Annotated in this window: 21 protein-coding genes; 9 read left to right on the top strand and 12 right to left on the bottom strand. The window is 66.8% G+C overall.

All coding sequences use genetic code 11. From position 1 onward, the window contains the following. Positions 1-16: 16 nt before the first annotated feature. Entirely contained in the window at positions 17-676 is a 660-nt protein-coding gene (locus ACFC0O_RS15375) for a GAP family protein (RefSeq protein ID WP_375958137.1), read from the bottom strand. 163 nt (positions 677-839) lie between these two features. Here ACFC0O_RS15375 and ACFC0O_RS15380 point away from each other — a divergent pair, with 163 nt between their 5' ends. The 4 genes from ACFC0O_RS15380 (at position 840) to ACFC0O_RS15395 (ending at position 2,801) form a co-directional block, all read left to right on the top strand. Then, a complete protein-coding gene (locus tag ACFC0O_RS15380) occupies positions 840-1,262 on the top strand; it encodes a DUF6325 family protein (protein ID WP_375958139.1) in 423 nt (140 codons plus the stop codon). Between the two features lie 15 nt (positions 1,263-1,277). After that, positions 1,278-1,601, top strand: a complete 324-nt coding sequence (locus tag ACFC0O_RS15385) for an SHOCT domain-containing protein (RefSeq protein ID WP_375958141.1) — start codon at positions 1,278-1,280, stop codon at positions 1,599-1,601. Between the two features lie 77 nt (positions 1,602-1,678). Then, positions 1,679-1,888 carry a hypothetical protein gene (locus tag ACFC0O_RS15390; RefSeq protein ID WP_375958142.1) on the top strand — a complete coding sequence of 70 codons (210 nt, stop codon included), beginning with the start codon at positions 1,679-1,681 and terminating at the stop codon, positions 1,886-1,888. A 46-nt stretch (positions 1,889-1,934) separates the two neighbouring features. Further along, complete coding sequence (locus tag ACFC0O_RS15395; protein ID WP_375958144.1) at positions 1,935-2,801, top strand: hypothetical protein; 867 nt, start codon at positions 1,935-1,937, stop codon at positions 2,799-2,801. Here ACFC0O_RS15395 and ACFC0O_RS15400 read toward each other — a convergent pair. From ACFC0O_RS15400 to ACFC0O_RS15410, 3 genes are all read right to left on the bottom strand, one after another. After that, complete coding sequence (locus tag ACFC0O_RS15400) at positions 2,787-4,166, bottom strand: hypothetical protein (RefSeq protein ID WP_375958146.1); 1,380 nt, start codon at positions 4,164-4,166, stop codon at positions 2,787-2,789. The genes ACFC0O_RS15395 and ACFC0O_RS15400 overlap by 15 nt on opposite strands. 168 nt (positions 4,167-4,334) lie before the next feature. Further along, entirely contained in the window at positions 4,335-6,239 is a 1,905-nt protein-coding gene (locus ACFC0O_RS15405; RefSeq protein ID WP_375958148.1) for an alkyl/aryl-sulfatase, read from the bottom strand. A 185-nt stretch (positions 6,240-6,424) separates the two neighbouring features. Next, the gene (locus ACFC0O_RS15410) at positions 6,425-6,871 is read right to left on the bottom strand and encodes a MarR family winged helix-turn-helix transcriptional regulator (protein WP_375958149.1); all 447 of its coding nucleotides are present in this window, start codon (positions 6,869-6,871) and stop codon (positions 6,425-6,427) included. A gap of 83 nt (positions 6,872-6,954) precedes the next feature. Between ACFC0O_RS15410 and ACFC0O_RS15415 the strand changes: the two genes are divergently transcribed. From ACFC0O_RS15415 to ACFC0O_RS15425, 3 genes are all read left to right on the top strand, one after another. Continuing rightward, positions 6,955-7,329 (top strand): cupin domain-containing protein, encoded by a 375-nt coding sequence (locus ACFC0O_RS15415; RefSeq protein ID WP_375958151.1) that lies wholly within the window; start codon positions 6,955-6,957, stop codon positions 7,327-7,329. Positions 7,330-7,361: 32 nt separating this feature from the next. Continuing rightward, positions 7,362-7,736 carry a cupin domain-containing protein gene (locus ACFC0O_RS15420; RefSeq protein WP_375958153.1) on the top strand — a complete coding sequence of 125 codons (375 nt, stop codon included), beginning with the start codon at positions 7,362-7,364 and terminating at the stop codon, positions 7,734-7,736. A gap of 70 nt (positions 7,737-7,806) precedes the next feature. Continuing rightward, positions 7,807-8,124 carry a DUF6247 family protein gene (locus ACFC0O_RS15425; protein WP_375958155.1) on the top strand — a complete coding sequence of 106 codons (318 nt, stop codon included), beginning with the start codon at positions 7,807-7,809 and terminating at the stop codon, positions 8,122-8,124. A gap of 254 nt (positions 8,125-8,378) precedes the next feature. Here the strand turns inward: ACFC0O_RS15425 and ACFC0O_RS15430 are convergent, their stop codons facing one another. The 3 genes from ACFC0O_RS15430 to ACFC0O_RS15440 are packed head-to-tail and all read right to left on the bottom strand — an operon-like array spanning position 8,379 to position 10,530. Next, on the bottom strand, positions 8,379-9,116 hold the full coding sequence (locus ACFC0O_RS15430; RefSeq protein ID WP_364644823.1) for an ABC transporter permease: 738 nt from the start codon (positions 9,114-9,116) through the stop codon (positions 8,379-8,381). Next, positions 9,116-9,859 carry an ABC transporter ATP-binding protein gene (locus ACFC0O_RS15435; RefSeq protein WP_375958158.1) on the bottom strand — a complete coding sequence of 248 codons (744 nt, stop codon included), beginning with the start codon at positions 9,857-9,859 and terminating at the stop codon, positions 9,116-9,118. The genes ACFC0O_RS15430 and ACFC0O_RS15435 overlap by 1 nt, the downstream gene beginning before the upstream one ends. Positions 9,860-9,870: 11 nt before the next feature. After that, positions 9,871-10,530 (bottom strand): LppX_LprAFG lipoprotein, encoded by a 660-nt coding sequence (locus tag ACFC0O_RS15440; RefSeq protein ID WP_375958160.1) that lies wholly within the window; start codon positions 10,528-10,530, stop codon positions 9,871-9,873. Positions 10,531-10,604: 74 nt separating this feature from the next. Here ACFC0O_RS15440 and ACFC0O_RS15445 point away from each other — a divergent pair, with 74 nt between their 5' ends. Beyond that, complete coding sequence (locus ACFC0O_RS15445; RefSeq protein ID WP_364644831.1) at positions 10,605-10,958, top strand: helix-turn-helix transcriptional regulator; 354 nt, start codon at positions 10,605-10,607, stop codon at positions 10,956-10,958. Beyond that, positions 10,943-11,629, top strand: a complete 687-nt coding sequence (locus ACFC0O_RS15450) for a permease prefix domain 1-containing protein (RefSeq protein WP_375958162.1) — start codon at positions 10,943-10,945, stop codon at positions 11,627-11,629. The genes ACFC0O_RS15445 and ACFC0O_RS15450 overlap by 16 nt, the downstream gene beginning before the upstream one ends. A 6-nt stretch (positions 11,630-11,635) precedes the next feature. Here ACFC0O_RS15450 and ACFC0O_RS15455 read toward each other — a convergent pair whose 3' ends face one another. The 5 genes from ACFC0O_RS15455 to ACFC0O_RS15475 form a co-directional block, all read right to left on the bottom strand. Further along, complete coding sequence (locus ACFC0O_RS15455) at positions 11,636-12,592, bottom strand: hypothetical protein (RefSeq protein ID WP_375958164.1); 957 nt, start codon at positions 12,590-12,592, stop codon at positions 11,636-11,638. An 84-nt stretch (positions 12,593-12,676) separates the two neighbouring features. Further along, a complete protein-coding gene (locus ACFC0O_RS15460) occupies positions 12,677-14,188 on the bottom strand; it encodes a phospholipase C (RefSeq protein ID WP_375960730.1) in 1,512 nt (503 codons plus the stop codon). Between the two features lie 50 nt (positions 14,189-14,238). Then, positions 14,239-15,768 (bottom strand): flavin-containing monooxygenase, encoded by a 1,530-nt coding sequence (locus ACFC0O_RS15465; RefSeq protein ID WP_375958166.1) that lies wholly within the window; start codon positions 15,766-15,768, stop codon positions 14,239-14,241. 92 nt (positions 15,769-15,860) lie between these two features. Continuing rightward, positions 15,861-16,505 carry a TetR/AcrR family transcriptional regulator gene (locus ACFC0O_RS15470; RefSeq protein WP_375958168.1) on the bottom strand — a complete coding sequence of 215 codons (645 nt, stop codon included), beginning with the start codon at positions 16,503-16,505 and terminating at the stop codon, positions 15,861-15,863. Positions 16,506-16,511: 6 nt separating this feature from the next. Next, a complete protein-coding gene (locus tag ACFC0O_RS15475; protein WP_375958170.1) occupies positions 16,512-17,117 on the bottom strand; it encodes a TetR/AcrR family transcriptional regulator in 606 nt (201 codons plus the stop codon). Positions 17,118-17,148 lie beyond the last annotated feature (31 nt).

Below are 17,148 nucleotides of genomic sequence, written 5' to 3' on the forward strand. Positions count from 1 at the left end.
CGACCGCTCGTGTCGTTCACAGACCGCCCACACCCTTGCCGATCACGACCGCGCCCATCACCAGCAGCACGATTGCCATGACCGCGTGATTGTTGGATTGCAGCCACCGCCGGGTGGCATCGAGGCTCTCGCGCAGGCGGTCCGCGGCCACCGCGTAGCCGAGGATGACCACCAGCACGCTGGCGGCGGCCAAGACGGTGAACACCACGACGGCCACCGATTTCCCGCCCGCATCGAGCGAGCTGGATCCGATGGTCACACCCGCGGAGACACACAGCAGCAGGTTTTTCGGGTTCACCGCCGACAGCAGCAGACCCAGCCCCACCGCCTTGCCCGTAGTGAGCTCGTCGATGGCGCGCATCCATCCCGGCGGCTGCTCATCGGAGCGTTTGCGCCACTGGGATACGGCCAAAGCCAGCAACACCACGCCCAGCCCGACCTTGACCCAGGACGCGGCGGTCGAGGGTTCCCGGTCGCCGGAGCCGCCCGACAGGCCGGACAGTGCGACGAACACCGTGGTCGCCACCGCGATACCGGCTACCCAGCCGAGCGCGAACCCCGTTCCGGACCCGGAAGCGTTGCTCGACAGGATCATCAAAATGGCGGCCACGATCGGTATCGGGGAAATCGCCACACCCACCGCCAGCGGGAGTAGATCACCCAGGACGCTGCCCATCCGGGCACGGTAGGCCGGTGCGCACGCCGCGCTGCTCACACGTTCCGGGTGAAATCGAGTGCCGATGCCTATCACACGCCGGTCATGGGCGGGATGGGCAGTGATGTCCTTCATCCGTTTCGGGTGAGGTGGGAGGTGGTGAGGCGCTGACAGCATCAGCGCCATGACCGAATCATCGAATCCCGGACCGGTCGAACTGGTCGTGCTCACCTTTCCCGGCACGCGTGTCGACGCGGCGGTGCGGGCCGCGCTGAGCGAGGTCGTCGATCGGGGGTACGTCACGGTGCTGGACCTGATCTATCTGTCGAAGGATCTCGACGGCTCCCTCACCGAGGTGGAGATCGATGAGCCCCTCGAAGAGCTCGGCCTGGCCGGGGTGAGCGTGGACGTGCGCGAGGTGATCAGCGACGACGACCTGGACCTGGTGCGCGACACCTTGCGCCCGGGAACCTCGGCGGTCGTGGTGGTCTACGAACAGAGCTGGGCCCGCGGACTCGCCGACGCGGTTACCGCCGCGGGCGGGGAAGTCACGCTGCATGTGCAGGTCCCGCACGACACCATCGAGGCCGCCCTGGCCATCCCGTGAGAAAGGTTGCCGCACATGATCATGCGCAGAGGCCGAATCGGCCGACCCGGCTTACTCGGAACCGTGGCCCGCACCGCGGTCGTCGCGGGTACCGCCAGCGCCACCGCGAACGCGGTCAACCGGCGGTCGCAGCAACGGACGGCCGAACAGGAGGCGTTCGCGGCGCAGCAAGCCCCGGCCTATCAGCAGGCCCCGGTCTACCAGGTGCCACCGGCCGCGGCGTCCCCGGACGCCGGTGACGATCTGGTCGCCCGGCTCGAGAAACTGGGCTCGTTGCACGCTTCCGGCGCGCTCTCGGATGCGGAGTTCGCCGCCGCCAAAGCTCGATTGCTCGCCTGAGTAGGGCGCAGCGGCGACTCGCGAGTGGTTGAAATGCCTATAACCCCAATGATTCTCGATCCGAAGGAGTGGCCGACATGTTCGCTGGAATCGCCCGTGCGGCGGTGGGCGCCGCGATCGCCGTCCCGCTCGTCGCACTCGCCGCACCGCCCGCGTCCGCGGATCAGCCCGCGCCAACGGTGAACCAGCCCGGCAGAACGTACGTGGACGCGCCCTACATCTCGATCACCATCTGCGTGCACATCCCCACACCCGGATCGGCCACCTTGGACTGGTGCTGGCCGTAACCGCCGGCGCGGCGGGTGATCCCTCGTGCGTTCGATGAGATCGCGAATGTCGTTGGCGCAGCGGGCCGCCGAGTTTCGTACCGCGGCGGTCGGCGGCTGGTTGCGCGACACACGCCCCGGCCGGACCGTGGCGCGGGTGGTGCACGGGTTGGTCGAGATCCAGCTCGTGGATCGGGCCTTGGCGCTCGCGGCCCAGATGTTCACCTCGGTGCTGCCGGTGATCATCGCCGCGTCGGTGTTCAGCGGGTGGCATACCGGCGCGGAGACGATCAGTGACCAGTTCGGTTTCAGCACAAAGACGTTGGCCGCGCCCGATGCGGACACCTCGGATCCGTCGTTCGCCGCGTTCGGTGTGGTCGGCCTGCTGATGGTGGTGCTCAGCGGCACCTCCTTCGCCCGCGCGCTCGGCCGGGTGTACGGCGCGGTGTGGCAGGTGCCGTCGATGGGCCCGCGCGATGCGTGGCGATGGCTCGCGGCGCTGCTGGCGGTGGCACTGTCGGTCGGGCTGGTCGGGCAGACCCGCGACCTGTCACATGTGCACTATGTCGGGTTTCCGCTCGCGGTGATTGGCGAACTGGTCGTGTGGACGCTGGTTTGGACGTTCGCGGCGTTCCTGCTGACCAAGGGCGCGTTGACCGGCCGCTTGCTGTGGGTCACCGGTGCATTGACCGCGGTGGGCCTGACGGCGGTGCACGCGGCCGGTCGCGTCGCCCTGCCGCGGATCACGGCGAACGCACAACAGCATTTCGGGTCCCTGGGCCTGGCATTCACTTCTGTCAGTTGGCTTTTCGTGATGTCGATCGTCATCGTCGGTGCGGCGGCCATCGTTCGGGCGTTCGCCGATGATGAGATGTTCATTGGCCGCTTCCTTCGCGGTCCCGATGGCGTAGCCGACGTATCAGATCGACTGTGACTCAACCTTTTCCGTGCGCGCCGCTGCGCGCGCATCGTCGGGTGCCGATACAGCCGTCACTTCCAGCACCAGCAACGCCGCTGCCGCGATGACTGCCGTCACGATCACCACCAGCCCGGTCGGGTACCGCCAGAAGATCAGGGTGATCGCCGCGAGAGCCACGATCAGCACCCGCAACGGGCCCCGGAATCGGCCCAGGGCCACTGCGACCGCACCGGGTTCCCGCGCGGCGCGCCGCGAGCGCAGCACGCCGATCGCCCGCGCGTACGCGGTGCGGATCGCGACCGCGCCGCGCGCGGATCCGCTGAGGTATCCCGCCAGTGCGATCACCATCGCCAGTACGAATACCGCGCGCATCGTGGTCCGCAACGGCACCAGCACCGTGTCGATCAGGGTCGCGGCCACCGGTTGGGCGAGCACGTCCGCTGGTATCGCGCGCAGGTATTCCGCTCGTCCGATGCCGAGCGCGATCGCCAGCACCAGCATGGCAAGGCCGAGCGCACCACCCACCCACGAAAACGCCCGTCGGCGAGCGCCTTTGGGCGCAACCCAGACCGCGGCCGCCGCGACGAGCACCGTGAGCCACGGTAGGACACCGGCCGCGCGATCGAGCAGCGCCACCCACCGCTGTGCGGTGACCAATTCCGGAGCTCGGAACAGCACGAACGATTCGTCGATCGCGGGCACCCGCTCGGCGAAGGTGAAACCGCGCGCGGTCAACGCGGTACGCACTCGGTCGATGATCGGACCGAGTGACACGCTCACGGTGCCGTCCGCGTCCATGCCGACCGCGGCGGGGGTATCGCCGTTCAGCACCGCGACCACGCCCTGGTGCGCGCGCCGGTTCGCTTGGATCCACAGCGCCTCGAAATCATCCGAGGCCAGCACCGATTCGGTTGTCTCGGAGACGAATTGCCGGGCTTGCTCCTGGACCAGCGGAGCCAGGCCGACAATGGCGGACGGGACGCGCGGGGCGTTGTCGGCAATGGCGGTCAGCGCTTGCGCGGTAATGGATTCCACGTCCAGGCGGGTCATGATCGCGTCGGTGACCCGGTTGGTGAGCCCGCTGCGCAGCGCCGGATCCGATCCCAGCGGCGTCACCGTCGTCACATAGCGATCGGTATCGAGCAGCTCGGAGTTGACGAATCGCGCCAGGACCGACGAAAGACCCAGCAGGGCAACGAGAATCACCAGTACGGTGGTCGCGGTCCAGCGCGCTACCCGATACCGCCGCCCCGGTGCGACGCCGACCGCGTCGCCCCGTTCGCCCGGCGAGCCGTGCCGCGCCGCGGATTCGCGACGCAGCCGGGTGAGTTCCTCGCGTTCGGTCTCGTTCAATGCACGGATCGGATGCTCGGCGTCCATGCCATCGGCTCCGTTCGTATCGGCCCGGTCGCGCGGTGAAACTCGTGGCGGCTATGTCGAGAGTCTGCGATCCACCTCACCTGGGAAGGCTCATCCGAAACGGGTGAACTAGGCACCACACCGGGCCGGGTGGTGCCTATCGCCCGGCGCGCCACACCTACCTGTTGCTCATGGGGTGACGATGGCGAAGGCCGGATCGAATTCGTCGAGCAGGGAGGCGTAGGTGTCCAGAATCGCGGTGTCCCCGTCGAGGGTGATCTTCCCGTCCTCGGCCAATCCGGTTGCGGCGGCGGGTTCGAGTAGTGCGGCGACCATCAGCGCTTTCGGGCCGGTGATGGTCAGTTGGGCGTCCGCGGAGGTGCCGGGGCGGGCATTGAGGACTCCGTGCCGGATCCACATCGTCCATTGTTCGTCCGCGTCGGCGAAGTGCAGGTCGATGCGTAGGTCCGCGGTGGCGGCCTTGTCCCCGATGATGTGGACCGCGACGAAGTCGAACAGGATGTCGATCGGCATGGCCAGGATGGAGTCCTGGCTGGCGGTGGCGTACGGCGGGGGCTGGGTGCCCTCGCGCAATTCCAGTGCGGCGGAGAGGAATACGCCGCGCCACTGTGGACCTTCGGCTTGGTAGCCCATCTGCTCGTACGCGTCGGCTTGCAGGTTCTTGGCGTGCTGGTTGTCGGGCTGGGCGAAGACCAGCGGGTGCAGGATCTGTGCGGCCCAGCGGTAGTCGGCGGCGTCGATGGCGCGTTGGCCTTCGGCGAGAATGCTGTCCGCACCGGCGAATTCGACGAACCGCTTCGATGCCTCGACCGGAGGATGCGGATGCAGGGAGACCGGGTCGCCGTCCCACATGCCCAGTTCCTTGGTGTACACCGCGCGCACGTCGTGGTGCAGGGTGCCGTGGTAGCCGCGGTTCGCCCAGTTGCGGCCCAGTACTTCGGGCAGCTCGATCACCTCGGCCGCCTCGAGCGGGGTGTAGCCCTTGTTCGCCAGCCGTAGCGCCTGGTCATGGATGTATTTGTAGGTGTCGCGCTGGGATTCCAGTAGTGCGGTGACGTTCTCGTTGCCCCATACCGGCCAGGTGTGCGGGCCGTAGTGCACCTCGGCCTCGTCGCCCCACCGTTGCAGGGTTTCGTCGAGGTAGCGGGCGAAGTTGCGGGCGTCGCGGGTGCGCGCGCCGCGCAGGGTCTGGATGTTGTGCAACGAGTGGTTGGCGTTCTCCGCGCAGGTCAGGGCTTTGAGCTGCGGGATCCAGATGTGCATTTCCTCCGGGGCCTCGGTGTCGGGGGCGTAGAGGAATTCGAACTCGATTCCGGCGATCTCGCGGCGCGCACCGGTCTCGGTGATCAGATCCGTCGGTGGAATGTAGGAGATGGTGACATCGCGGGCGGTGACCGCGCCGATGCCACAGGAGACGAACCCCTGCGGGCCCGGTGGCAGCAGTCCGCCGAAGGCGTAGAAACTGCGCCGCGACATGGCATTTCCGGCGATGATGTTCTCGCCGATGGCGTATTTGTCGAACTGTAGGCCCGGCGCGATGATCGGTACCTTGCCCGAGGCGACGTCCTCGGCCGAGACCACGCCCTTGACTCCGCCGTAGTGGTCGACGTGGGTGTGGGTGTAGATCACGGCTTTCACCGGTTTGTCGGTGACGTGCTCGCGGATCATGTTCATGCCCTGGCGTGCACTCTCCACACCGGCCATGCAGTCGATGACGATGATCCCGTCCTGGCCCTCCACGACGGTCAGGTTCGCGATGTCGTTGTTGCGTACCTGGTAGACGCCGGTGGTCACCTCGAACAGGCCGCCGATGGTGATCAACTGCGATTGCCGCCACAGGCTCGGGTTCACCGTGTCCGGGGGCGGCGGGTCGCCCCGCAGGTAGTCGAACTCGGCCGGGTCGAAACCGACCTTCGAGGGATCGGAGTCGGAATAGACCGGCCCCGGCAACGGAGCGATCAAGCCACGCTGGGCATCGGTGAAATCCTGCCGGTTGGCCATGTCGTACAGCTCGGTGGCGGCGTGGTTGGTGTCGATGGTCGCGGGACTGGCAGGCTTCGGGTTCTGGCACACAGGGCACGCTCCTGTCGGTGAACACGGGTCGAATCCTCATGATCAGCTCGTCCACGGACCCGCCACCTCACCCGGACAGGGTGAGGTCCCCGAAAACGCGCCTCCTCTCACGCGATCGGCGATGAGCGGATGGATATCGGCGCTCCGAGGCGTCGACTCTCCGGTGTGGATCGAAGGTGCGTACCTCAGAGTGGGCGGAAGGCGCGTGTGTCGCTGGAATGTGTTGCGGTGGAGATGATTTCACCGAGTACAGCGCGCACGCTGGCGATCTGGTCAGCGCCGGCGCGGGCGGTCAGGCGGCGTTCGTAGTCGGCGTGGAATGCGCGGACGGTGTCGAGCATGTCGCGGCCGCGGTCGGACAGGTGTAGGAGTTTGGCGCGTTTGTCGGTGGGGTCGGGGTGGCGTTCGACGTAGCCGTGCCGGACCATCTCGTCGACGACCTTGGCCGCGCCCTGGGCGGTGATTCCGAGGTGTTCGCCGAGTTGGCTTGCGGTGAGGGCGTTTTCGGCCAGGGTGCGCAGCACGTAGCCGTACGAGGCGCCGAGTACCTCGTGGCCGTGCGCGGCCAGGTGGGCGTGTAGCTCCCGGACGAATCCTTGGTATGCCTGTCCGAGCAGGACGCCGAGATCCATCCTTGACTCCCTTCGTGTCGATATGTTCAACTCAAGTTGTACACCACAGTTGAACACCTTGGTTGAACATCTAGGAGTAGAGCATGCCACTCATCAAATCCGCCGACGCACCCACCTTCCAGGCCCCGCTCATGACCGCCGTCGGATTGGCCGCTCCGAGCCGGGGATCCAGTGAGAACAGCGTGTGGCGCTTCACCCTCGAAGCGGGCAGCCCCGGGCACGCGCACGCTGTGTCGCGGGAGGAGATCTTCATCGCGCTGTCGGGGCAGGCGCGGGTGACCATCGACGGCGACACCCACGATTTCACCGCCGGGGACGCCCTGGTCATCCCCGCGCACACCGTCTTTCACCTCAGTGTTCCCGGCGATCAGCCGTTCGAAGCGGTGGCGGTGCTGCCCGTGGGCGCCTACGCCCAAGCCCCCGGCGGCGACCGCGTGAGCCCGCCCTGGGCGCAATAGTCCACGCACACAACAGTTTTCTCAGGAGAGTCATGCCACTCATCACCGCCGCCCAGACCCCGCGCTTCGACAACGACCACGCGACCTTCATCGGCCTGGCCGCCCCCAGCCGCGGATCAACCGAGAACTCCGCCTGGCGCCTCACCCTCAAACCCGGCGTCGACGCCCCACCCCACGCCCTGGACCGCGAGGAAATCTTCATCGCCCTCTCCGGCTCGATACAAGTCACCATGAACGACGAAATCCTCACCGTCACAGCCGGAGACGCCCTCATAGTCCCCGCCCACCAGCAATTCGCCATGGCCAACCCGCACCCCGAACCCTTCGAGGCAATCGTGGTCCTCCCCGTCGGCGGCCAGGGCCTGATCCCCGGCCAACCCCCGGTCATCGCCCCCTGGGCGCGCTGAACAGTCCACCTTGCCAAGAGCAAGGCATTCAACACGGAATATGGTCGGTACCAGCAACTATCGTGTCCGTATGGTCGCACCCCGCGATGAATCAACCCCGCAGGTCCCCGTGGCTGAAGCGGAGGCGGTTCGAGCGTTGCTCACCCCAACATTGGTTGCCGAGTTCGATCGCGAGTGGGATCTGGTGTGCGAGCAAGTCGATCTGCACGCCGTGACAGATCTTCTGAACAAGTGGCAGCACATCGCGGTGATGGAATCGCGTTCACCAGGCTCGTGGTTCGAGGTTTTGGCGAAGGCCGAGCAGATCCTGCGGGCGGGTGGACGAGCCGAAACCGTCACCATCGAGGAGCACCGGGCCGCGATAGCCCGTCGCCTGCACGCCGACTGATTGGTGGTGCGGGCGAGGCAGTCAGTCGGGCTTGTCGGTTGCTGGGGTGGGGCGATCGGGGAGCTTGCGACCCAGGAGCTTCTCGGCTTCGCGACGATTCACTTCGACTTGCTCGGGCGTCAGTTCGACGTGGCGTGCGCGCCATGGTTCCTGCGTCAACGCACTCACAATCCGCCGCCGTTCATGATCGCCTCGATACGCCATTGAGCTTTCCCAACCCTAGAGCTGGGTGTGCTCGCGGGACATGGTTGCGGTCAGTTGCTTTGGCGGCGGAGGGTTGCGGCGCCGCCGAGGAGGGTGGCTATGGCGAAGAGGGCGAGGATGAGGAGGTCGAGCCAGAGGGTGGTGGTGGGGAGGGGGAAGGTGCCGACCTCGCTCATGGCTTCGGCGGCGTAGCGCAGGGGCATGATGTCGCTGGCGAGTTGGAGGGGGGTGGACATGTCCGAGCGGGGCCAGATTAGGCCGCAGAGCAGGATTTGGGGGAAGACTATCGCGGGCATGAATTGCAGGGCCTGGAATTCGGTGCGGGCGAAGGCGCTGGTGAGCAGGCCGGTGCAGCAGCCGAGGATGGCGGTGCTGACCGCTATCAGTAGGACCGTGGCGATATTGCCTTGGGTGCGCAGGTCTAGCAGGCCGTAGGCGATGGCGCAGGCGATGCTGGCTTGGATCGCGGCCAGGGCGGCGAAGGCGATGGCGTAGCCGAAGAGCAGGTCGAGTTTGTGCAGGGGAGTGCTGAGTAGGCGTTCTAGGGTGCCGCTGACGCGTTCGCGGAGCATGGCGACGCTGGTGATCAGGAACATCGAGGTGAAGGGGAAGATGCCGAGCAGCATCAGGCCGATCTGGTCGAAGATGTCCAGACGGTCCACGAAGATGTAGCGCAGCAGCGCCAGCAGCAGGCTGGGGACGGTGATGACCAGGGCGATGGTGCGGCGGTCGTGCCGGACCTGGGTCAGGACCCGGGCGGTGGTGGCCAGGGTGAGTGAAATGGACATCAGGCGAGCACCTTTCGGTCGGTCGCGGTGTCGGACTGCTGCAGGATCAGGCGCAGGAACGCCTCTTCGAGATCCTGTGCGCCGGTGGCGGTGCGCAGATCCGCGGGAGTCTCGTCGGCCAGCAGGCGGCCGTCGCGCAGTAGAAGCAGGCGCTCGCAGCGGTCGGCCTCGTCCATGACATGGCTCGACACCAGCAGGGTGGTGCCCGCCTCGGCGAGATCGTGGAATTGCGCCCAGATGTCCCGGCGCAGAACGGGATCCAGGCCCACGGTGGGTTCGTCCAGGATCAGCACGTCGGGGTGCGCGAGCAGCGCGCACGCCAGCGATACCCGGGCGCGCTGGCCCCCGGAGAGGTCATCGACCATACGGTCGGCGATATCGGCCAGCCCCACATCGCGAATGGCGGCATCGGCCGAAGCCGCCCCGGTGCCTTGGATTTTGGCGAAATAGCGGGCGTTCTGGCGGATCGTCAGATCGCCGTAGACCGAGGGCTGCTGCGTCACATAGCCCACGCGCCTGCGCAATTCGGCGGTCCCGGCGGGATGACCCAGTACGGTGACGCTGCCGGAGCGGATGCGCTGCACCCCGACGATGGCGCGCAACAATGTGGTCTTGCCCGATCCGCTGGGCCCGAGCAGTCCGGTCACGCTGCCCGGCGGCAGCGCGAAGCTGATCTCCCGCAGCACCTGCTGCTTACCGCGGGTCACACTCAACTCCCGCACATCGATTGCGGTGTCGCTCATTTCGGGATCCTTCACGATCGACCGCCCTTGCGGGGCGACTGTGCCGGGGACACGGTGACATTGAGATGCGCGTCCGGATGCTCGGGAAAACCGAGGCTGGTACGCAGCGGTATATGGGCGCCCCGCACGCGAACCCATACCGTGAGGGTCGCGTCCTTGGTGGTGCCGGGCAGTATCGCCGCGAGCGAGGCGGCGGGAACCATCGCCTCGATCTTGAACGCGTCGATTCCGGTGAACTGTTCGCGCGCAGTGGTTTTCGGATCACGCAGGTACCGCAGCAATTGCGCCAGTCCGCCGTCGCGCCCGACCAGGCCGCTGGGACTGGGGAATCCGGACGGCAGCGGAGTCAGGGTTCCATTGTCGGACTTGCTGAACACCTTGCCGTTATCGGAGACGAAGCGGGTCACCGATCCGGTGGGCAGTGTCGCGGTACCCGATGCGCTCCCGCCGTCACGGGCCGAGACCTCGGCCTCCAATGTGCGCAAAGGGAATCCGGGCACGCTGCCTTCGGATTGCAGCACCAGATGCGCGGAACTCATCGCACCGGCGGAGATCGCGGCATCACGCATCATCAGCCCGGCATCGGGCAGCCCGCCCGATCCATCCGCGCACCCGGTCATGACACCGGCCAGGGCGAGCGCGAGGACCGCACTCGAAATTCGGTAGCGCACCGGCAACCTCCTATGGGTAGGGACGCTATCCATAGGCTAGGACACTTTCACCCCGAAGGGTAGGCTCACTACCCATGAGTGCAGAAGTGCTGAAAGGACACCTGGACGGCATGATCCTGGCCGTGCTCGCCGACGGTCCGCGGCACGGCTACGGCGTCATCGACGCGCTTCGCACCCGCACCGGCGGCAAATTCGACCTCCCCAAGGGCACCATCTACCCCGCGCTGCACCGGCTCGAACAGGCCGGAGTGATCGACGGGGCCTGGTCCACCGAGGGGGGCCGTCAGCGACGCACCTACACCCTGAGCCCCGCCGGACATCGGCGGCTGGCGCAGGAGCGGGCGTCCTGGCGCGACTTCGTCTCCGCGGTCGGCGCACTGATGGAGGGGAACACCGACATGGGGGGAACACCTTGTCCCGCACTGTAATCGACGCATATCTGGACGACCTCGGCACCGGCTTGACCGGCACCTGGTGGGAACGTCAGGCGATCCTCGCCGAAATCGGCGACGGCCTGCAGGAGTCTGTGGACCACTACCGGGCGCAAGGGCTTTCGCTCGAGCACGCCAGTCAAGCCGCCATCGAGGAATTCGGCGGCCCGGCGGCTCTGGCCCAGGAGTTCGGACCCGTCCTGGTATCCAAGCGCATTCACCGCTACGGCCTGACCTTCCCGATCATGGGTGCGGCGATCGGAACCCTGTGGGGCACAGCGGCATTGCTGGGCTCGTTCAGCGCGGTCCCACGATCACTCACGATCGTGGGCCTGGTGGTGATGGCCATCGCGGTGGCGGCGGGCGTGCCGTTCACGCTGCTCGCGGTAGCCTCCACCGGCCGCGCGAGCAGGATGGTCCGCATCCCGACTCGCTTGGCCGCCAAAGGTTTACTCGTCACCGCAATAGTGGCCATGCTCATCGACGGCATTCTGCTGATCACGCTGCTGACCCTGCTCGCCGAGAATCCCCGGGACCTGGTCGTCCTACCGGTGACCCTCGGCGCGCTGGTCAGTCTGGCCCGCATCAGCATCGCGGTGACGAGCGTGCCCCGCCTGGGACCCGCACGCGGCGGGAACCTGGGCGGCGCTACCCCCGTACGGATCTGACCCGCCTCAGTTCATGGTGCCCTGCATGGGAATGTAGATCTCGGCGGCTTCCACGAACGCCGAACCCGTCAGCTCGGCCAGCGCCAGCGCCTCGTCGATCTTGATCATCGCCTTGGCGACGTACGGGCGGTCATCCCATCGATCGCCGACCGACATGAGCGCTTCGGCATTGCGGGACAGCCACTTCCGCATCGGAGCGACCTGATCGGGGGCCGCGTAGCCGCCGATCTCATAGTTGCTCCGGATGGTCCAGTTCACGTCCCAATCCAGCGTGGGGAATTCGGTGGTCAGCGCTCCCAGCAGCGGTGCGTTATCGGACATCGGCAGTGGCCCTTCGGTGCTCGCCTGCTCGGCCAGCTCGCTCGGCCACACCTTGCCGCGCTCGATCCAGCCCGGCAGCAGCGCGGCCAGGAACTCGACCAGGCAGAACTGCGCGTTGCCGGTGAGCGCGCCCGCCGCGGAGATGTCATCGCCGTCGGCATTGCGAATGGTCGAGCGGCCCGCGCGAATCGCGGTCGACGCCTCACGCAGGAGATCGAGCTTCCAGCGGAATCCGGCGGCGAGGTTCTCATCACTGGGTAGCGTGCCGCTGATCTCGGGCTCGACATGTTTCACCAGAGCGGGATCGATCAGGGCGATCTGACTCCGCGCCAGACCGTCGACCGCGTCGAGGCTGGAATCGCAATAGCGCACAACGGTTTCCGCGACAGTGGCCGGATCGTCGGCGGTGACGAAGAACGGCCGCCCCCAGATGTACAGAAAAGTATCGAAATCGGCTCCGGTGTACGCCTTTCGGACCCCGAGCCCCCAGGCGTTGGCGCGGAACCGCACCTTGGCCTGGCGCACCGCGTCCGCGATCAGATCATCTAGATCATCATCCCCGCCGTGCCCGGCCAGGAACGGTGCGATCCGCTCCTGCGCCATGCGCAGATCGATCGGATGAAAACTGATGTCGTAACCCATATTCCCTCTCCCCGTTCGGTTCTGCCGCCGACAGTAGTGAGCCGGGGTGACAGATTCGCGCGGGGGGAGGGACCGGTGAACGGTTCAGACGATACCGCTGGGTTGTCGGCGCGTGCCCGGCCGCTGGACGGGCATCTCATTGGGCGGTACCGGGTACGGGATGCCGATCGTGGCGGTGCCCAGACCGATATTGGGTCCGCATTGCGCCAGAGCGGCATCGGCGCGACTCGCGGGGTCGGTGAGCGCCGGTCGCACACTGTCGGGTGCGGAGCCGAAGTCGAAGGTGGAGGTCATGTCACCGGTGACCGACCGCCGCCACGACGTCAGGTTCGGCACCTCGACACCGAATCGTCGTTCCAGCAAACGCAATTGGGAGGTGTGGTCGAAGGTCTCCGATGCGACGAGCCCGCCGCGGGAATAGGGCGAGACCACCAGGCAGGGCACGCGATAGCCCAGGCCGATCGGACCGGCGATGCCTTGTGCATCCCAGACTCGGTTCAACTCCACCGATAGGTACTCCCCGGGAGTGCCCGGCGGTGGCGTCGGCGGAGTGACATGGTCGAAGAAGCCGCCGTTCTCGTCATAGGAGACGATCAGCGCCGTCTTCTCCCACACCGCCGGATTCGAGGTGAGGATATCGAGCACCTGCATGATGCCCACCGCGCCGAAAGCCGGTGGCAGCGCGGGATGTTCGCAGTTGAGCAGCGGCGGGATCACCCACGATACCGACGGCAGGGTGCCCGCGGCGACATCGGCGGCGAAATCGTTCGGGTAGACCGGAGCCTTACCCCGCCGTGCCAGTTCGGACATCGGATCGGCGGCCTGGACGAATGAGCCCAGCATGCCGTCGAGGAACACCTGCGAGATCGGCCCGGCATCGCGGTTGTTGTAGATCTTCCAACTCACCCCGGCCTCGGACAGATTGTCGGGCATGGTGCGCCAGCTGAACGTGTTCTGCCGGATCAGGGGATTGGTCATGACCTGTGGCCCGCCGTGGCGGCCGTCCGGATCGATGGTCGCCGAAATCCAGTACAGGCGATTGGGATCGGTCGGTCCGAGCACCGAACAGTGGTAGCCGTCGCAGAGCGTGAACGCATCGGCCAGGTCGTGATGGACCGGGATGTCCTCGTGCGTGTAATAGCCCATGGCGGCGGGGCCGTTGCCGACCCCGACCTTGGCGATGGACATCGGCATCCATTGATCATTGCGGCCACCGTTCCAGGCCCGGTGCATACCGCCCCAGCTGTGATCGGGATCGTTGATGCACTCGCCGTCGAGACTGGGCCCGCGCGTGGTGTCCAGACGGAAAGGCAGCAGATAGCCCTCGGCGGTCGGGCCGATGCCGGGGCTGTAGCCGAACTGCCGCCACGCCGGTGACGGATCATCGAAACCGCGCGCCCCGGCGAATGTCCCGTAGTAGTGGTCGAAGGACCGGTTCTCCTGCATCAGGAGTACGAAATGATCGACATCGCCGAGCCCGCCCATGCCCGCTGGATCGGCGGCGTGCGCGCGCTCGATAATCGGCCCGGCCCACGATGCGACCGCTGCCGCCCCGCCCGCCGCCATCGCCTTGGCGAGAAAGTCGCGGCGGTTCATCCCATCGAAAACACCCACGTCGTACGTGTCCTTCCTATGGTTCGGTGGATCTAACTGGTCCGGTACCGGTAGTGGTCGAGGTCGAAATGTCTTGCCCGCCACCAGGCTTCGAACATGGTCGAGGGCCGCAGCAGGGGTGCGTCGCCGTGGCGGTCGAAGTAGTAGCTGTTCGAGCCCGCGCAGTCACCGGCGAAGAACACGGTGTTGCGCATGCGGCGCAGCGTGCGGCGGAAGTATTCCTCGTGATGCTCGCGCCGGATCTCCGCGCTGACCGCACCGCGCTGCCGGGTCTCGGTGATAACCCGAATCGCATGGGTCACTTGATATTCGATCATGAACAACCACGACGTGCCGATCACCGAATACGGCGCGAACGTGTGGAAAAGGTTCGGAAATCCCGGGACCGTGGTGCCCTCGTACGCCTGCAGCCGTCGCTCCTCCCAGAACTTTCCGAGGTCCTGCCCGGCACGGCCGATGGTCGGCACCTTGGGCATGTTCTCCGCTTCGGTCACCAGGAATCCGGTCGCGCATACGATCGCGTCGACCTTGCGATGCATCCCGTCGGCCGTATGGATGGCATCGGCCGTCACATGCGTGATCGGCGCGGTGACCAGATCGGCGGCACCGCGACCGAAGGCTCGAAAGTATTTGTTGGACATGGTCGGTCGCTTGCAGCCGAAACCGTAGTGCGGGGTCAGGCGCCGGCGCAGGCCCGGATCGGGAACCTGCGTCCGCAGGTAGAGCCGTCCCAGCGCCTCGACGGTCCGGGTCAACGGTTTCAACTGCCGGTTGTAGACCGCGCCCAGGGTCATCAGCGCCTCGGTCGCCGCCGACACCACCAGGTACAGGCCCGAATGCAGGCCCGGGACGCGGTCGAGGGCAGTGCGCGCGGGCTGCGGGATAGGCAGGTCTGCCTTCGGCATCACCCAGATGGGCGTGCGCTGATAGACGTACGTGGCCGCGGCATGCTCGGCCAGCCACGGCACGATCTGCACGGCGCTGGCCCCGGTGCCGATCAGCGCGATCCGCTTGCCCGGGACATCGAGATCGCGTGGCCAGCGGGCGGAATGGACCACCGGCCCCTCGAAGGAGTCCAGGCCGGGGAGATCGGGCAGCTTCGGCTCGGTAAGGCCGCCGAGCGCCGAAATCACATACCTCGCGGTGATCACCCCGCGCGAGGTCCGTATCCGCCACCACTGGTTGTCCTCGTCGTAGTCGAGTTGTTCGACCATCGTGTCGAACAGGCAGCGTTCGGTCAGCGCGTACTTCTCGGCGAAATGTGCTGTGTAGGTGAGGATTTCCTCGCCCGGCGGGAACACCCGCGTCCACTGCGAATACTTGTCGAAGGAGAACTGGTACGCCAGGGCGGGCACATCGACCGCGACCTCGGGGTAGACGTTGTCACGCCAGGTGCCCCCGAAAGCATGGGTGCCTTCGATGATCACGAAATCGTCGATTCCGGCGCGGGTGAGCATCGCTCCGGCGCCGAGTCCGCCGAGCCCCCCGCCGAGAACGGCCACCTCGTAATCGGCTGATGGATGCGGTGGGCCCGTCTCGGCGGGCGAAGCTGCTGCGATCACGACTGCTCCTACTTACGGCTGTGTCAAATTGCACAGTAGAGGCAGTCGTCAGGTAGGTCAACAGGGGGAATTCGTTCGGGAGGGCGATGCCCTCAGCGCGGCCAGGCCCGGGCGATGTGCGCGGCCAGCGCGGAGATCACCGCCGCCACCCGCTCGGGTGGGAATCGCTCGGGGTCCTCGACGATCAGCCGGGCCGCGGACTCCGCGCCCGCGATGATCGACAGCGCGGCCATCTCGGAGTCGAGATCGGCTCCGCCGTACGGGTCGGGCAGGGAGCGCACCGCGAATCGCACCTGCTCGAGGACCAGGCGGCGTAGCGCGTCGATATCGTCGCGGACCTGCGGCGGCGCGCCCAGCGGTGAGGTCAGCATGAAATGCCAGGTGCGCGGTGTCGCGGCCACACCGTCGAGGTATTCGCGCAGGAACGCCGCGAACAACCCGGCCGGATCCTCGTGGTCGGCCGCGGCGGCGGTGACGGTGGTGCAGCGCACCACCAGTTCGACCATCTTCTGATGTTCGCGGGCGCAGAGGTCGGCGAGCAGCTGTTCGTGATCGCGGTAGTACTCGTACAGCGCGGGTCGCGTCACGCCGAGGGTGCGTGCGATCGACTGCATCGTGCAGCCCGGAAAGCCTTGTTCGACAACGAGATCGAGGGCGGCGTCGAGGATCTGCTCGCGTCGCTGACGCGGCGTGGCACGGGTGCGTTCGGTGCGGCCGACCGGTGGCATCGCCGGCATACCCCCTCAGTCCGGATCGGTGGCGAGTAGCTTGCCCGCCGCGGTGATGGTCGTGGTGTAGAAGTCCACGACGCGGTGTGGGGGATAGCGGTCGGGATCCTCGAGCACCAGCCGGCTTGCCATCTCGGCGAAGCCGATCACCAGATGCGAGGCGATCTCGATATCGAGGTCGGCGGACACCCGGCCGGTCGCGGCGAGCTGGGTCTGCACCGCCGCGAGCCGGGTGCGCAGGGTTTCCCGATGCGTGGAGATCCACTGCCGCACGCTGTCCGGCAGGCCCGCGGCGCCGGAGAAGACCAGTCGCCAGGTATCGGGATGGCGCACGACCATCGCCAGGAAGTCGCCGATAATGCTGTCGAGGTCGAAATCGTCCACGTGGTCGGCGATTTCGGCGGGGAAGACCGAGTCGATCTGCTCGGTGACGCGCAGGCTCTCACGCTGCAGCAGCGCCCGCAACAGGTCGTCGACGCCTTCGAAGGCGTCATAGAACACCGGGCGGGTCACCTCGGCGCGGCGGGTCACAGCCATGACGTTCACCGACTGGAAGCCGGATTCGGCGATCTGGGCCATGGCGGCGTCCATCAGCTGTTCGCGGCGCTCGGGGACGCTCAAGCGCGGTGCGTATCGCCGTTTGGCGCGAGTG

Source organism: Nocardia sp. NPDC056100 (assembly GCF_042266325.1).
GTDB lineage: Bacteria > Actinomycetota > Actinomycetes > Mycobacteriales > Mycobacteriaceae > Nocardia.

What these genes read in the sequence shown, in the direction of transcription:
- ACFC0O_RS15375 (WP_375958137.1), bottom strand. Translation starts at nt 676, where the DNA reads ATGGGCAGCGTCCTGGGTGATCTACTCCCGCTGGCGGTGGGTGTGGCG.
- ACFC0O_RS15380 (WP_375958139.1), top strand. Translation starts at nt 840, where the DNA reads ATGACCGAATCATCGAATCCCGGACCGGTCGAACTGGTCGTGCTCACC.
- ACFC0O_RS15385 (WP_375958141.1), top strand. Translation starts at nt 1,278, where the DNA reads ATGATCATGCGCAGAGGCCGAATCGGCCGACCCGGCTTACTCGGAACC.
- ACFC0O_RS15390 (WP_375958142.1), top strand. Translation starts at nt 1,679, where the DNA reads ATGTTCGCTGGAATCGCCCGTGCGGCGGTGGGCGCCGCGATCGCCGTC.
- ACFC0O_RS15395 (WP_375958144.1), top strand. Translation starts at nt 1,935, where the DNA reads ATGTCGTTGGCGCAGCGGGCCGCCGAGTTTCGTACCGCGGCGGTCGGC.
- ACFC0O_RS15400 (WP_375958146.1), bottom strand. Translation starts at nt 4,166, where the DNA reads ATGGACGCCGAGCATCCGATCCGTGCATTGAACGAGACCGAACGCGAG.
- ACFC0O_RS15410 (WP_375958149.1), bottom strand. Translation starts at nt 6,871, where the DNA reads ATGGATCTCGGCGTCCTGCTCGGACAGGCATACCAAGGATTCGTCCGG.
- ACFC0O_RS15415 (WP_375958151.1), top strand. Translation starts at nt 6,955, where the DNA reads ATGCCACTCATCAAATCCGCCGACGCACCCACCTTCCAGGCCCCGCTC.
- ACFC0O_RS15420 (WP_375958153.1), top strand. Translation starts at nt 7,362, where the DNA reads ATGCCACTCATCACCGCCGCCCAGACCCCGCGCTTCGACAACGACCAC.
- ACFC0O_RS15425 (WP_375958155.1), top strand. Translation starts at nt 7,807, where the DNA reads ATGGTCGCACCCCGCGATGAATCAACCCCGCAGGTCCCCGTGGCTGAA.
- ACFC0O_RS15430 (WP_364644823.1), bottom strand. Translation starts at nt 9,116, where the DNA reads ATGTCCATTTCACTCACCCTGGCCACCACCGCCCGGGTCCTGACCCAG.
- ACFC0O_RS15435 (WP_375958158.1), bottom strand. Translation starts at nt 9,859, where the DNA reads ATGAGCGACACCGCAATCGATGTGCGGGAGTTGAGTGTGACCCGCGGT.
- ACFC0O_RS15445 (WP_364644831.1), top strand. Translation starts at nt 10,605, where the DNA reads ATGAGTGCAGAAGTGCTGAAAGGACACCTGGACGGCATGATCCTGGCC.
- ACFC0O_RS15455 (WP_375958164.1), bottom strand. Translation starts at nt 12,592, where the DNA reads ATGGGTTACGACATCAGTTTTCATCCGATCGATCTGCGCATGGCGCAG.
- ACFC0O_RS15460 (WP_375960730.1), bottom strand. Translation starts at nt 14,188, where the DNA reads ATGAACCGCCGCGACTTTCTCGCCAAGGCGATGGCGGCGGGCGGGGCG.
- ACFC0O_RS15470 (WP_375958168.1), bottom strand. Translation starts at nt 16,505, where the DNA reads ATGCCGGCGATGCCACCGGTCGGCCGCACCGAACGCACCCGTGCCACG.